Annotated in this window: 17 protein-coding genes and 1 other RNA gene; 9 read left to right on the forward strand and 9 right to left on the reverse strand. The window is 28.4% G+C overall.

Annotation, left to right across the window (positions count from 1 at the left end; translation table 11 throughout):
* Positions 1-3: 3 nt before the first annotated feature.
* Together CRV02_RS07370 and ruvC are read right to left on the reverse strand one after the other, a co-directional pair.
* Positions 4-882, reverse strand: coding sequence for a DMT family transporter (locus CRV02_RS07370; RefSeq protein WP_129089779.1), 879 nt, complete (start codon positions 880-882; stop codon positions 4-6).
* Between the two features lie 3 nt (positions 883-885).
* Entirely contained in the window at positions 886-1353 is a 468-nt protein-coding gene (gene ruvC / locus CRV02_RS07375) for a crossover junction endodeoxyribonuclease RuvC (RefSeq protein ID WP_129089780.1), read from the reverse strand.
* A 191-nt stretch (positions 1354-1544) separates the two neighbouring features.
* On the opposite strand from ruvC, the gene dnaA reads away from it, so the two are divergent.
* The 5 genes from dnaA (at position 1545) to CRV02_RS07400 (ending at position 7483) form a co-directional block, all read left to right on the forward strand.
* On the forward strand, positions 1545-2852 hold the full coding sequence (gene dnaA, locus CRV02_RS07380; RefSeq protein ID WP_129089781.1) for a chromosomal replication initiator protein DnaA: 1308 nt from the start codon (positions 1545-1547) through the stop codon (positions 2850-2852).
* Positions 2853-3018: 166 nt separating this feature from the next.
* Entirely contained in the window at positions 3019-4089 is a 1071-nt protein-coding gene (gene dnaN / locus CRV02_RS07385) for a DNA polymerase III subunit beta (RefSeq protein WP_129089782.1), read from the forward strand.
* 20 nt (positions 4090-4109) lie between these two features.
* Positions 4110-6431 carry a DNA topoisomerase (ATP-hydrolyzing) subunit B gene (gene gyrB, locus CRV02_RS07390; protein ID WP_129089783.1) on the forward strand — a complete coding sequence of 774 codons (2322 nt, stop codon included), beginning with the start codon at positions 4110-4112 and terminating at the stop codon, positions 6429-6431.
* 60 nt (positions 6432-6491) lie between these two features.
* Complete coding sequence (locus CRV02_RS07395; RefSeq protein WP_129089784.1) at positions 6492-7025, forward strand: hypothetical protein; 534 nt, start codon at positions 6492-6494, stop codon at positions 7023-7025.
* A 62-nt stretch (positions 7026-7087) separates the two neighbouring features.
* A complete protein-coding gene (locus CRV02_RS07400; protein WP_129089785.1) occupies positions 7088-7483 on the forward strand; it encodes a DUF3010 family protein in 396 nt (131 codons plus the stop codon).
* Here the strand turns inward: CRV02_RS07400 and zupT are convergent.
* The 4 genes from zupT to CRV02_RS07420 are packed head-to-tail and all read right to left on the reverse strand — an operon-like array spanning position 7480 to position 10728.
* Complete coding sequence (gene zupT, locus CRV02_RS07405) at positions 7480-8319, reverse strand: zinc transporter ZupT (RefSeq protein WP_129084088.1); 840 nt, start codon at positions 8317-8319, stop codon at positions 7480-7482. The two genes, CRV02_RS07400 and zupT, sit on opposite strands and share 4 nt — an antisense overlap.
* Positions 8320-8321: 2 nt before the next feature.
* On the reverse strand, positions 8322-9173 hold the full coding sequence (locus tag CRV02_RS07410; RefSeq protein ID WP_129089786.1) for an NAD(P)-dependent oxidoreductase: 852 nt from the start codon (positions 9171-9173) through the stop codon (positions 8322-8324).
* Positions 9174-9211: 38 nt separating this feature from the next.
* Positions 9212-9841, reverse strand: coding sequence for a LysE family translocator (locus CRV02_RS07415; RefSeq protein ID WP_129089787.1), 630 nt, complete (start codon positions 9839-9841; stop codon positions 9212-9214).
* Positions 9842-9900: 59 nt separating this feature from the next.
* Positions 9901-10728, reverse strand: a complete 828-nt coding sequence (locus tag CRV02_RS07420; RefSeq protein ID WP_309109250.1) for an AraC family transcriptional regulator — start codon at positions 10726-10728, stop codon at positions 9901-9903.
* A gap of 281 nt (positions 10729-11009) precedes the next feature.
* On the opposite strand from CRV02_RS07420, the gene CRV02_RS07425 reads away from it, so the two are divergent.
* Together CRV02_RS07425 and CRV02_RS07430 are read left to right on the forward strand one after the other, a co-directional pair.
* Positions 11010-11342, forward strand: coding sequence for a hypothetical protein (locus CRV02_RS07425; protein ID WP_129084084.1), 333 nt, complete (start codon positions 11010-11012; stop codon positions 11340-11342).
* Positions 11343-11476: 134 nt separating this feature from the next.
* Positions 11477-11806 (forward strand): hypothetical protein, encoded by a 330-nt coding sequence (locus CRV02_RS07430; protein WP_129084083.1) that lies wholly within the window; start codon positions 11477-11479, stop codon positions 11804-11806.
* Here CRV02_RS07430 and CRV02_RS07435 read toward each other — a convergent pair.
* Together CRV02_RS07435 and CRV02_RS07440 are read right to left on the reverse strand one after the other, a co-directional pair.
* Positions 11795-12658 (reverse strand): DMT family transporter, encoded by an 864-nt coding sequence (locus CRV02_RS07435; RefSeq protein WP_129089789.1) that lies wholly within the window; start codon positions 12656-12658, stop codon positions 11795-11797. The genes CRV02_RS07430 and CRV02_RS07435 overlap by 12 nt on opposite strands.
* Positions 12659-12660: 2 nt before the next feature.
* Positions 12661-13680 (reverse strand): NAD(P)-binding domain-containing protein, encoded by a 1020-nt coding sequence (locus tag CRV02_RS07440; RefSeq protein ID WP_129089790.1) that lies wholly within the window; start codon positions 13678-13680, stop codon positions 12661-12663.
* A 151-nt stretch (positions 13681-13831) separates the two neighbouring features.
* Here CRV02_RS07440 and queF point away from each other — a divergent pair, with 151 nt between their 5' ends.
* Together queF and CRV02_RS07450 are read left to right on the forward strand one after the other, a co-directional pair.
* Positions 13832-14209 carry a preQ(1) synthase gene (gene queF / locus CRV02_RS07445; protein ID WP_129084080.1) on the forward strand — a complete coding sequence of 126 codons (378 nt, stop codon included), beginning with the start codon at positions 13832-13834 and terminating at the stop codon, positions 14207-14209.
* An 11-nt stretch (positions 14210-14220) separates the two neighbouring features.
* Positions 14221-14838 carry a DNA-binding protein gene (locus CRV02_RS07450; RefSeq protein WP_129089791.1) on the forward strand — a complete coding sequence of 206 codons (618 nt, stop codon included), beginning with the start codon at positions 14221-14223 and terminating at the stop codon, positions 14836-14838.
* Between the two features lie 21 nt (positions 14839-14859).
* Here CRV02_RS07450 and ffs read toward each other — a convergent pair.
* Positions 14860-14956, reverse strand: an RNA gene (gene ffs, locus CRV02_RS07455) — signal recognition particle sRNA small type.
* Between the last annotated feature and the right edge of the window lie 63 nt (positions 14957-15019).

The raw sequence follows: 15019 nt of genomic DNA on the forward strand, positions 1-15019 counted from the left end.
TAACTAAGCTTTTCTTTTATTAATTAAAAAGACTCCAAGGAATATTAGCGCTGTTGCAAAGAAATCTGAGGTTTTAATCTCTTCATCCACAATGAAAAATCCTATTACTAAAGCTACAACTGGGGGAAGGTAAGTTATTGATGAAGCTAATAAAGCTCCAAATTTTTTAATTGCATAATAATACATAATATAAGCAAAGCCTGTTCCAAAAATTCCCAATCCTAGAACCATCCCAAGTGAACTATGAGTATCTTGCCAAATATCATTTATTCCTTCATAATCTACTATTATTAGCATTATAAGTAGTGCAAAACTTAATTGATAAGTTGTAAGTGCAGCAGGATTTAAATTTAAAGGCATAATAAACTTTTTTGCATAGATAAATGAAGCTCCAACACTTAGTGCTCCAACTATTATTGCAAGACTTCCTTCTATGTTTGTACTCTTTAAATCCTCACTAAAAACTCCACTAATAATCACTACACCTAAAAAGCCTAAAACAAGTCCAAATATTGCTACTTTTGTTATTTTTTCTTCTTTTAAAAATAGTGCTGCTAATAAAAATGAAAAGACGGGAATTAGCCCACTTAAAGCCCCTGCAATTCCAGAAAGAAGAAGAGATGAACCTTTTACAAAACCATAATAATAAATTACAGCAGCCAATAAAGACATCATAAAAAAATGAATAGAATATTTTAAATCTTCGAGCTTCAAAGCTTTTTTATAAATTGCATAGATTAAGACAGGAAGAAGTCCAAAAACAACCCTGTAAAAAGTTACTTGCATAGGGTCTAAATAGACTGCTGCCATTTTCATATAAATAAAATTACTACCCCAGATTATTCCAAGGGCTAAAACAATCAAAATTGAACTATTTTTCATGTTTTATTTTAATCTTTGAGAGTGAGTTAATGCAATTGCAATTGCATCTGTGATATCAAGTGGTTTAATCTCTTTTTTTATTCCTAATAATCTTTTCACCATAAAGGCAACTTGTTCTTTTTGGGCTTTTCCATTTCCTGTAACAGCCTGTTTTACTTGCAGCGGAGTATATTCAGCAAAATGTCCAAACTCCTGTAAAACTTTTAATGAAATTGCACCTCTAAATTGAGCTAATTTTATAACTGTTTTTGGGTTGAAAGCATAAAACATGTCTTCTATTGCAACTTCGTTTAAATCGTATTTTCTAAAGATCATTTCAAGACCTTCACACATCTCTACAATTTGCTCTTGAAGTATTTTTGTTTTGATTTTTATAAGACCTGCTTCAATAAGCTTAATTTCTCTTCCATTTTTTTCAATTACTGCATATCCACAATTTCTTGTTCCCGGATCTATTCCCAATATTTTCAAATTATTCACATTTCCTATTATTTTAATTATTCACATAGTAAATTGCCTATATATTGGTAAATTATATATAAATATTCACTTAAAAGAAACTAATTTTTCACTTATTATTCAATTTTCATTCACCTGTGAAAAACTTTTAATCTAATTTTAGTTATAATCTAAACAATTTATATATAAAGAGCGTTTTTTTAATGACAAGCAAAGAGTTTTTATCGATAATCGAACAAGAAGCAAACCCTACTGACTATAAAAAATATTTAAAGCAGCTTTCTTACAAAAAAATATCTTCAGATGACAAGATTGCCGTATTTGAAGTATCTAATAAATATATTGCTTCATGGATAAAAAGTAAATATAGTTCACTTATCCAACACTGTTTCGAAAAATACGATGGTACAAAGCCAGATATTGAAATAAAAATTGCAGGTGAAAAAAAGAGTAAAAAAGAGATTATCTCTGAAAAAGCTAAAAATGAAACTGCAGAAAGTACTATCTTAAATCCATCATATACATTCGATTCTTTCGTTGTTGGAAGCTCAAACCAAATGGCATATAATGCCTCTTTAGCTGTTTCTGAAAAACCAGGAATCCAATATAACCCACTATTTATCTATGGTGGAACAGGACTTGGTAAAACTCACCTTTTACAAGCAATTGGTAATGATGCAATTGAAAAAGGTAAAACAGTAATTTACGTAACAATTGAACAGTTTATGAATGATTTTACATTCTCAATTAAAAATAAAAATATGGAACATTTTAGAGGTAAATACCGAAAATGCGATGTTTTATTAATTGATGATATACAATTCTTATCTGGAAAAGAACAAACTCAAGAAGAGTTTTTCCATACATTCAATGAACTTCATAACGCAAAAAAACAGATTGTTATGACTTCTGATAGACTACCTTCACAAATTGCAGGTTTAGTTGACAGATTAAAATCAAGATTCGAATGGGGATTAACAGCAGACATCCAAATTCCAGGACTTGAAACAAAAATTGCAATTATAGAAAAGAAAAGCGAACTTAATGGAATTGCTTTAAGTAGAGAAATTATCAACTATATTGCTACAAACCTTGATAACTCAATTAGAGAAATCGAAGGTGTTCTTATTAGAATCAATGCAAGTGCTTCTTTACTTAACCAAGAGATTAATTTAGAACTTGCACAAAGTCTATTAAAAGAGCAAATACAAGAGAAAAAGGATAATATCAAGTTACCAGATATTATTTCACTTGTTGCAAATGAATTAAATATAAAACCAAGTGATATCAAATCTAAGAAAAGAACAGCAACTGTTGCAAATGCAAGAAGAGTTGTAATCTACCTAGCTAGAGACCTTACACACAATTCTATGCCAGATATTGCTAAGTTTTTAGGAATGAAAGATCACAGTTCTATTTCAAAAAATATTCAAAAAACAAATGAATTAATTGAAACAGATGAAAACTTTAAATTAATCATTCAAAATTTAAAAAATAAGATAATAAATTAAGGAGTAGTAAAAAAAGTTTTAGAGCAAAGTGTGAAAAGGTGTGAACTATTATCAAAATGTTTTCACTATATGAAAGTCCGTATTTTTAGAGTCCGGTTTAATGTTTTCATCTTTTCACACTGTCTACTACTTCCACTACTTAATATAAATAAATAGGAGCTAATAAATGAAGTTCATAATTACAAAAAGTGTATTTGAGAATGTTATCTCATCAATGCAGCCATTTTTAGAAAAAAAAGATGCTAGTTCAATTACTTCACACATCTATTTAGAAGTAAATGACTCTAAACTAATATTAAAAGCTACAGACTATGAAATTGGACTAGAGTCTCAAATTGATTCAATAAGTGAAGCAATATATGGAAAAGCTACAGTTAATGGATCTAACTTACTAGGAATTATCAAAAGATTAAAAGATGCAGATATTATTATTGAAACTACTGATAATAATCTAATCATCAAACAAAACAAATCTACATTTAAACTTCCTATGTATGATGCTGATGAATATCCAAATTTAATATTAAATGAAAATCTAAAAGATTTAAGTATTTCAACTATTAATTTTATTAACTCTATTAGAAAAATTACTCCATCTATAGATAACAATAATCCTAAGTTTGAATTAAATGGAGCATTAATTGATATTAAAAACTCTAAAATCAATTTTGTATCTACTGATACTAGAAGATTAGCTATTTCATTTTTAGAAAACATTTCAAATGCTGAAGATCAAATTATAATTCCTAAAAAAGCAATTATTGAAATTCAAAAACTATTTTTAGATGATGCAAAAATTTCATTTGATGAAAACAATCTAGTAGTAACTTCTAACAACATGAAGTTCTTTACTAAACTAATAAATGGAAAGTTCCCAGACTATGAAAGAATTATTCCTCAAAGTTTAAAACATAATTTATCTATTCCTAAAAATATTTTAGTAGAATCAATTAAATTAGTAACATCATTATTTTCAAATATCAAAGTTACATTTAAACCAAACTCTATAATATTTGAATCTTTAGATGAGGATACAGAATCTAAAACTCAAATTGATATTGAATTAAATATCGACCAAGAGTTTTATCTTGCAGTAAATGCAAAATATCTACTTGACTATTTAAGTCAAACAAACAACGAAAATGTAAAGATTGGATTTAACGAATCAAATTTACCATTCTATTTAGAAGATGAAAAATTCTATACAATCGTAATGCCAATCGTTTTAGAAAAATAATTTAAAGAAGGAAACCTATAATGAGTCAACCAGAATATGGCGCTAGTAATATTAAAGTTCTAAAAGGTTTAGAAGCTGTAAGAAAAAGACCAGGTATGTATATTGGTGATACAAACATCAATGGACTTCACCACATGGTTTATGAAGTAGTTGATAACTCTATTGATGAAGCAATGGCTGGCTTCTGTAGAAACATCAAAATTACTATGACTAAAGATCACTGGATTAGAGTAGAAGATGATGGTAGAGGTATTCCTACTGCTATGCACCCTACTGAAAAAATGAGTGCTGCAACTGTTGTTTTAACAGTACTTCATGCTGGTGGTAAATTTGATAAAGATACTTATAAAGTTTCAGGTGGTTTACACGGGGTTGGTGTATCTGTTGTAAATGCTCTATCAAAAGATCTTAAAATGACTATTTATAGAGAAGGAAAAATTCATTACCAAGAGTTTTCTTGCGGTATTCCAAAAGCTCCTTTAGAAATAATTGGTGATAGTCCAAGAAAAACTGGTACTACAATTGAATTTTTAGCTGATGATTCTATTTTTGAAGTAAATACTTATGATTTTGCAACTCTTTCAAAAAGATTTAGAGAAGTTGCTTATTTAAATCCATTTATTTCAATTACTTTAGAAGATGAAATTCATAAAGTAAAAGAAGTTTACCACTTTGAAGGTGGGTTAAAACAGTTTGCTGAAGACTTAAATAAAGAAACTCCTGTTTCAGAAGCAGTTGCTTTTAGTGATAGAGTTGATGATGTTGAAGTAGATATTGCAGTAATGTATAACACAACTTTTACTGAAAAAACTCTTTCTTTTGTGAATAACATTAGAACAATAGATGGTGGTACACATGAAGCTGGTTTTAAAGCTGGTCTTACAAGAAGTATCGTTAAATATGTAAATAATAATGCAAATGCAAGAGAAAAAGATACAAAAATTACAGGTGATGATGTAAGAGAAGGTCTTATTGCAATTGTTTCTGTAAAAGTTCCAGAACCACAATTTGAAGGTCAAACAAAAGGAAAACTTGGTTCTTCTTATGTAAAACCAATTTGTCAAAAATTAACTTCTGAAGTATTAGATAAATATTTTGAAGAAAATCCTACTCAAGCAAAAGCTATTATGGAAAAAGCTTTAATGGCTGCAAGAGGTAGAGAAGCAGCTAAAAAAGCTAGAGATTTAACTAGAAAAAAAGATGCTATGACAGTTGGAACACTTCCAGGGAAATTAGCTGAATGTCAAAGTAAAGACCCAGAAATTAGAGAATTATACCTGGTGGAAGGGGATTCTGCCGGTGGTTCTGCTAAGCAAGGTAGAGATAGAGTGTATCAAGCAATTTTACCACTTAAAGGTAAGATTTTAAATGTTGAAAAATCAAGACTTGATAAAATTTTAAAATCTGATGAAATTAGAAACATGATTACAGCCCTTGGTTGTGGTATTGGTGAAGATTTTGATGAAGAGAAAATTAGATATCACAAAGTTATTATTATGACGGATGCCGATGTTGATGGTTCTCACATTCAAACTCTATTATTAACATTCTTTTTTAGATTCTTAAGACCAATCGTTGATAAAGGATATTTATACATCGCTCAACCACCTTTATACAGATACAAAAAAGGTAAACATGAGAGATATTTAAAAGATGATACAGCATTATCTAATTTCTTAATTGAAAATGGTGTAGATAACTTTGATTTTGATGCATTAGGTAAAAATGATTTAGTTGATTTATTTAAAACAGTATCTAGGTATAGAGGTATGCTAAACCAATTAGAAAAAAGATACTCTTTAATCTCTGTACTTAAGCACTTAATTGAGAAACCAGAATTAGTAAAATTAGAGCAAGCAGAGCTTTATGAGGAAGTTAAAAACTTCTTAGAAGATAAAGGTTATAACATTCTTTCTAAAAACATTTCTGAAGAAAGAATTCAATTATTTGTTCAAACAACTGAAGGTTTAGAAGAGCTTGTAATTGATGATGAACTATTTGCATCTCCATACTTCTCAGAAGCAACTTATATCTACAATAGATTAGTTGAAAGAGATATCACTATGTTTGATGGAAGAGATTTAGTAGAAGTTCTTGAAGAGATTGAAGGATTAGCTAAAAAAGGTGCATATATCCAAAGATATAAAGGTCTTGGTGAGATGAACCCTGAGCAATTATGGGAAACTACAATGACTCCTGAAGATAGAAGACTATTAAGAGTAACAGTAGAAGATGCAGAAGTTGCTTCTGATACATTTACACTATTCATGGGTGATGAAGTAGAACCTAGAAGAAACTATATCGAAGAACACGCAAAAGACGTAGAACACTTAGACGTATAAAAAGAGGGCTTTCGCCCTTTTTTATCTCCCCTATTTTTATATTTTTTATTTGGAGTTTTAATGAGAAAAAAGAGCTTTTTATCTTACGAAGCTAAACTTATCATTGCTATTGTAGCTATTTTATTACTTGTATTTTTACCTATTCCTTTACTAGATAACGTTTTAGGATTTAAAAATAGTTTAGTTTTATTTTATGAAGAAAATTTAGCTCACTATCCAATTTGGCTTCAAGTTGTGCCTTTTGTTTTACCTATTATTTTAATGGTTGCAATAAAACTTATTAGAAAAAATAGATCAAAATATGTGGAAGATAATTTCTATAATATTAATTGGACATGGACTTGGCACAAAAATGATATTGCTAATTTAGAGTGTTTTTGCCCTACTTGTGGGGAAAGTTTGTATTATGATGATACAACTTCAAAGTTCACTTTAGAAGTTAGTAAGATAGATTTTATTTGTGATAAGTGCCAGAAAGTAATGGGTTCAATAGCAAATGAAAACAACAAACTAAACTCTTCTCAACTTGTAAAAAAAGAGATACAAAGATTAATCTATAGAAAACTAGCAGAAGATAAAAATCTTACAAATTGAAATAAAATCAAAACTTAGTAAAAAAAAACTCTATACTTACACAAATTTAAAAAAGGTATTAAATGAAAATTTGTGGTATAGAATTAAAAGCTAATAATATTATCCTATCAGTTATTGAAAATAAACAGTTCCAAGATATTAAAACAAAAAAACTAACACTAGAAGATGACGAAAAACAAGAAGATATAAGAAAGTTTTGTAATGAGTTTTTACTATTTTTAGAGCAAGAAAATATAGAAAAAATAGTTATTAAAAAAAGAGCAAAAAAAGGTAATTTTGCAGGTGGTGCGGTTACTTTTAAATTAGAAGGCTTAATTCAGCTAAATCCTCTTTGTGAAGTTGAACTTATATCTGCTCAAGCTATCTCATCTTTTGAAAAGAAAAATGAAATTGAATATCCAAGTTCATTAAAAAAATATCAAGAACAAGCATATTTATGTGCTTTATATGCAAGTTAAACTAGTTTAAAAATTAGTAAACTACTTGCCATAATAAACATTCCAAAAACTAAACCAGCAATAGTAGTGTGAGCATTTCCATATACTCTAGCTGCTGGTAATAATTCATCAAATGAAATATATATCATTATTCCTGCTACTACTGCAAAAGTAATCCCAAGTGTTGCATCACCCATAAGAGGTAATAATAAAAAATATCCTAAAACAGCACCAACAGGTTCAGCAAGCCCAGAAAGAGTTGCATACCAAAAAGCTTTTTTTCTCTCTCCTGTTGCATGATAAATAGGTAAACTAACAGCCATACCCTCTGGAATATTATGTATTGCAATAGCTAAAGCAATAGTTACACCAAGGGTTAAACTATCAAGTGCAGAGATAAATGTAGCAAAACCTTCTGGAAAGTTGTGAATACCAATAGCTAAAGCCGTAAAAAGACCTGTTCTTTTTAAAGCATTTGTATTTAGCATCTTATGGTCAGTTTTTAACTCTTTTAATTCTTGGTTAGATTTTGGTTCATGGGGGTTTACATCTTCAGGAATTAGTTTATCAATTATTGCACTTAAGGCAATTCCTAAAAAGAAGAAAACTAAAGTTAGTAGTTCGGCATATGTAGCGTTTGAAAGAACTTGTGTAAATGAATCTTGAGCTTTCTTTAGGATTTCCATAAAAGATACATATATCATAACACCAGCAGAAAATCCCATACCAAGAGAAAGAATAGTATAGTTTTTCTCTTTTGAAAAAAATGCAAGGACTGCTCCTATACTAGTAGACAGTCCTGCAAATAGTGTTAATGAAAATGCAATTAAGTAATCCGTAAACTCAAGATTTTCCATTTTTAGTCTTTAAAAAGTTGTACTATTGAACAAAAGTCTTCTTCACCTTTTCCATCTTTTTTCATTTTTCCAAATAGTTCTTTTGGAACAGCTGCTGTATATAAAGGTTGATTTATACTATAAGCTAAATCTTGTAAAGTATGTAAGTCTTTATAAATTGCATTATTTGAAAAATGAGGAGAGTAATCCTCTTCTAATAGTTTTTGTGTTTTTGCTTTAAGTACTAGTGATTGTCCACCACCAACTCCTAATATTTCTAGAAGTGTACTTCTTGATATGTCACAAGCATCACCTAAAGCACTACATTCTGCAATTGTAGCCATAAATGACCCTAGACATAGATTATTGATTAGTTTCATCTTAGAAGCCTTCCCTGGCTCTTTTAAATAGAATATTTCTTTACCAATTTTCTCTAAAACTACTTTACAAGATTCATACGTCTCTTTTTTACCTGAAGTAACAATTGTTACTAAACCTTGTAATGCAGGAGCAACACTACCAAAAATAGGCGATTCTAAATACTCTCCACCTTTTTCATCAATTACTTTATGGAAATTTAGAACTTGCTCAAAATGATTTGTTGTTAAATCAATAACAGTTTTGCCCTCTAAGTCAGCCTCTAAAAGTCCATTTTCCATATTGAAAATATTTTCTACTGCATCTGATTCAAAAAGACACAAAATTACAATATCGCATTTTTCTATTAAGTCTTTTGGTGATTTTGCTATTTTATATCCTAAATCTTCTACTTTTGAACGTGTTCTGTTGTAAACTACCAGCTCTTCATTCATGTCTGTTAATCTTTTAGCAACAGCAGTTCCAAGGTTTCCTAATCCTATAAATCCTAAGGCCATAAAAACTCCTCTTTTTTAGATGATTATAATAAAAAAAATTAAAAACTATCTATAATTATGAAGCTAGCTATAAATAAAAGAATCAGCCCACATATTTTTTCTACTTTGTTTGAGTATTTCTCAAGAAAGGCTTTACTTTTTTTGCTAGTAACCAAGTAGACTATAAAAATATCCCAAAGTAGTACAGCTATAAACATCCAAAGAGCATAAAAAGTTTGAACAAACAGTGGTGTAGTACTATTTATAGAGATAGAAAACATTGTAAAATAAAAGATTGAGTTTTTTGGGTTTAAAATAGCTGATAAAAAGCCTATAGAAAAGTATTTGATTAGATTTTTTTGTTTTTTACTTTTTATCTCTTCTTTTGAAAAAAGTTCTCTTTTTTTTGTTTTTAAAAGCATAAAGGCTATATAAATTAAATACAAAGAACCAAGTAGTTTTATCACTAAAAAAATATTTTCATTCTCTTTGATTAAAGAGATTCCTAAAAGTGCTAAAAGTATATATACTAAGTTGGCAATTGCAATTCCAAATGAAGTTACAATCCCTGAGAGCTTTCCATATTTTGAAGAGTTTGAAAGAATGATAAAAAAATCAACACCAGGACTTAGCAGAGCAACAAAATGTGCAAGGGCTAAAGTTATAAAACCACTTAAATATATTTCCATTTACTTCCTTTTTTGCAATTATAAAAAGAAGTTAGAAATAAATCTTGTATAAAATTGAGTCAGATAAAGTTTTTTCTATATTCGTGTGGCGTAGTTGCAACTATATTAAAAAAGTTTCTATGAAAGTGGCTTTGGTCAACAAAACCACACTCCAATGCCGTATTTATAATACTAACACCCTTTTTTAATAGCTCTTTAGAGTAGTTGATTTTGATATTTAAAAGATATTTATGGGGAGTCATGTTCATATTTGCTTTAAAAAGTCTAATTATATAAAAAGGGTTTAGACTAAATTTTTTTTCTAACTCTTCTAAGGATATATTCTCTTTGAAATTCTTTTTTAAATACTCACATATTAGTTCAAAGTTTTTATCTTCTATTTTTTCTTTACTACAAGAGATATCATCTTCAAACAGTTTTGTAAAAACTTCTATTAACTCGTTTTCTTTTTCTTGAACTGTTATTTTTGAAAAAAGTAGTTCGCATAGATTTTTAAACTCATCATAAAAAGAAGTGCTATTTAATAAAGACTTAGGATAGTTTTGAAAAGAAGTTATTTGTTCAGAGATAGTTTTTTGTATCTCATAACACCATTGTTTATCTAAATAGAGCATATAGTACTCATGGTTTTGTTTTGATAAGGCATTACAAGAGTGGATTTCATTTGGATTTACAATAGCTATAAGACCTTTTTCAAAATCATATTTCTTTTCTTTATTTGTATAAATACTTTTTCCTTTGATATTTATACCTATTGAAAAGCTTTCATGTATATGTTCTTTGTAATGATTGCCACTATTTGAGTGACGTAATTCTAAAAATGGTAATTTATCATCAATAAAAATTTTTGTGAATTTTTTTTCTTCTTTTATCTTTTTGCCTTTTATTTAGTAAGCTAGTTATATCAAAAAAATATTTAGAAAAAAAGTAAGTATTTTTACAAAAAATAAAATTGATTATTTTTTATACTTTTTACTCCTTGTAATCATTTTGTAATCGTTATATATTATATTAATTTTCCAAAAAATCACTAAAAATATATAAAAATAGCATGAACGTAGCATTTTATGGGCTATTTGGCTATTTTTTATAACACTAGTTTTTATTTTTAATTTTTTCTTAAAATTACATTAATATAATCTTTAATATTACTTAAAAAGGATAAAGCATGAGTTTATTACGAAGACCTTTAGAAGAACAACTAGAGTTGGCAAATAGTACCTCTTGTGAAGACTTATTATGGGAATTACATAGATCTCCATATATGAATGTTAGAAGAGCAGTTGCTAGAAATAGTCATATAAATTCTAAAATTGCAGATAGACTTATAGCTGATCCAGTTTTAAATGTTAGCTATATGGCAAAACTTAGTTCAAAAGCAAGTACTGATAGAGAGTTTAAAACAACACTAACTAAATGTGTATTATGCGAGAAAAGCGAACTAAATCTTAATTGTACTGAGTGTGACAATTTTTGCAATAAAATGTATGAAAGTAACTAAAAGAGTGCTTTTTTACTTACATTGATTACAATTTAGATATATATTTAAAAAAAAACTTAAAAAGTGACCTATCTTTAAAATAGCTTTAAAAATAAGAGTACTATAATTATTTATATTTTTTAAAAGGCTAAAAGATGGGAGCACTTCAAAAACCAGTAGAAGAACAGATTGAACTTGCAATAAATTGTGATGATTTTAATACTCTATGGGAACTACATAGATCTCCATATATGAATGTTAGAAGAGCAGTTGCTAGAAATAGTCATATTGATTCTAAAATTGCAGATAATTTAATAGCTGACCCAGTTTTAAATGTTAGCTATATGGCAAAACTTAGTTCAAAAGCAAGTACAAATAGAGAGTTTAAAGCAGCACTTACTGATTGTGTAGTTTGCGAAAAATGTGAGCTTGGTATTGATTGTTTAGAGTGTGAACGAGAAAAAAACAAAATGCTAAACTACTGATTTTTTAATTGTTAAGTATATACCTATAAGTATTAATGCTGTTGATACTAAAAGTGTTATAGTTATTGGTTCATTTAGTAATATAATACTTAGAAATATAGCTACAATAGGAACTATTAGCTGGATTACTCCAGCGGTTAAAATAGAGATATTATCTAAAACCTTATACCAAATTACATATCCTATTGCAGAAGTAATTGCACCAGATAGGAAACTTAAAATAAGACCATCTATATTTATCTCTATATTTATTGGAAAAATCAATAGGTAAATAAGTAAAAAAGGAATGGTTTTTAGGAAGTTTTCATTTGTATCCTTTAAAGCATTTTTTGATTTTTTCCCTAAAATTGTATAAACTCCCCAACTAATACCTGCAAGGCTTATTAGAATAAATCCTTCCATAGAAATAGTAAAATTATCCCTTGGATAAAAAAGATATAAAAGTCCTAATAAAGCAGTTAGTATTCCAAAAGTTTGTTTGAAACAGATTTTTTCTTTATTCATAACAGCATAAAAGGTTATTGTTAGTTGAACAAAAGCAAAAAGAATTAGAGTCCCAAGTCCTGCATCAAGGTTTATATAGGCATATGAAAAGGTAATTGCATATAAAAAAAGAAAAAAGGCACTAGTCCAGTTTTTATTTAGAGTTATATCAATAGCTCTTTCTTTTAGGGATACTATAAAAAATAGAGTCAATGCTGCGAAAACAAGTCTTAAAAAGGTAAAAGAGTAAGCATCAGCATAGTGATTTACTATTGCTAGCTTACACAAAATAGAGTTTGAAGCTAAAAATACTAGTGCTATGATATTAAGTAATATGATACTTGGGGTTTTTGTTAAATCTTTACTCATAACTAATACTTAAATGTTGGATTATTTTTAAAAAATAGTTCAGTTGAACCGTTTTGCTCACCTCTTTTTATAAGTAAGGATCTTGTGATTCTAAACCCATGATTTAATGCAGTAGCAATAGAACCTCCTGTATTAAAGGCAACATCTCCTGCTACATACATACAAGGAACATTGGTTTCATTATATTCATCATAAATAGGTTTGCCTTCTTCATCCATTTCTATTCCTACTTTTTTTAAAAAATCAACAGGGGCAGTACCACCAATAGCATAAATAACTCTATCATAAATAGTATGGTAACCATCATTGAAATTTACTTTTACACTACCATCATCATTTTCTATTGATTCAATATCTGTATTTAGTCTAAGTCTTAGTTTTTCTTGACCATTGTATTTAAATAAAGTCTCTTCATTCTCTGGATTTAGTCTTGTAAACTTCTCTTTTCTATAAACTAAAGTAACGGTGTTACCTTCTTCAGATAAACTACAAGCATACTCTACAGCAGAGTTTCCACCACCTACTACAAGTAGTTTTTCATTTTTGCTACATTTATCTAGATTGAAATTTACATACTCTTTTAGTGAAAAAGGAATTTTATATTCTGGTTTATTGGGTTTACCCATCTTACCAATAGTTACTACAACACATTTTGCTATAAAAACTTTTGTTGAAGTTTGTATAGTAAAAGTGTTAGTATTTTCATCTTTAGTTATGTTTTCTACTTCTGTATTAAAAGCAGTATCAATTTTATCTTCATCAAGTAGTTGATCAAAAAAGTCTAAAGTAGTCTCTTTAGTTCCATCCATAAAAGGAATACTTCCTTCTATATCAACAACTTGCCCCTTCCAGTTTCTATCAACTCTTTTGTTTTTTTTGTAAAATCTTCTTATGGTGCTTGAATGATTATCAGCTTTATCTAAAAGTAAGATATTTTCTATACCATGAACAGCAGCTTCTACTGCTGTACCTATTCCACCTGGACCACCACCTACAATAGCTACTTCATATATTTTTTCCATAAGTAAACCTTTGATGTGAAATAAATAATATATATCTTAACATAACTTATACTATCAGTGTATAATTTTGATATCTTTTATATAAAAAAATTTGTAAGTATAGTTTGGATAAAATATCTTTTAATATAAAAAAATTTAAAAGGTATATTTAATGAAATATGGTGAAAAAGAGATTGTAGAATTTGACATTAACAATGAAGAACATTATTGGCCAAATAAAAACAAAAAAAACTATATCATTGATATTGAACTTCCAGAGTTCATGGCAAAATGTCCAAGAAGTGGATATCCTGATTTTGCAACAATCAAACTTCAATATACTCCAAATGAAAAAGTTATTGAGTTAAAAGCATTAAAACTTTATATCAACTCTTTCATGCTTAGAGAAGTATCTCATGAAAACTCTGCAAATGAGATTTTTGATACTCTATATGAAAAGTTACAACCAAGATGGATGAAAGTTATTGCAGACTTTAAACCAAGAGGTAATGTACACACTGTTATTGAAATTGATAGTGACAAAATGTAAGGAAAAATTCTTTGGAGAGATTAGTTACAACAGCTCAAGCTGCGCAAATACTTGGACTATCACTTCAAGGAGTTCATTATAGAATTAAGAAAAATCAACTTAAATCTATAAAAAAGTCTGGTAAAACATATGTTTATATTCCGGAACATATTCCAGACCAGACTAGTTATGAAGAACCAAAAGTAGAATTGAAACAAGAGACTTTTAATGGCTATGAAGAAGTTATTAAAGTAAAAGATGAGCAAATTGACCTTCTAAAAAAGTCAGTTAAATGGATGAAAAAACAGTACTCATCTGAAATATATAGACTAGAAAAAAATCAAAAAAGAATTATCACAGTATTTAATAGAGAAATTGAGCTTTTACAAAGTGCATTTAATGAGATGCGTTCTATCTATAAGCAACCTCAGATTGAAACAGTTCAGCAAACACAAAATAATGAGGAAGAAAAAGAGAGATTTATCTCTTTATTAGAGTTTACTCTATATTTAAAAAAGCACAATAAAAGCGAAAAAGATATAAAACTTATTATTTTAAAAGCTATACAACAAAAAGATTCAAGATTTATTTATAATCGAAAAGATAAAAAACTGTTGATTTTAAATGAAGATTTTTCTGATTTGATTTAAAAAAGAAGTGCTAAAAAGCACTCTTCTCCAGATACCCAAACACACCATAGATAAAGGTGCCTTGCTGTGTTCCCACCCTGGGGCATTGTCTTTAAAAACGATTGTAAAGGTCTAAAGAAGAGCATCAAAAGTACCTAGATACTCTTTGTGCTCATCTTTGAAGACTGCAATTATATCTTTA

This window comes from Arcobacter sp. CECT 8989, from assembly GCF_004116715.1.
Classification (GTDB): Bacteria; Campylobacterota; Campylobacteria; order Campylobacterales; family Arcobacteraceae; genus Halarcobacter.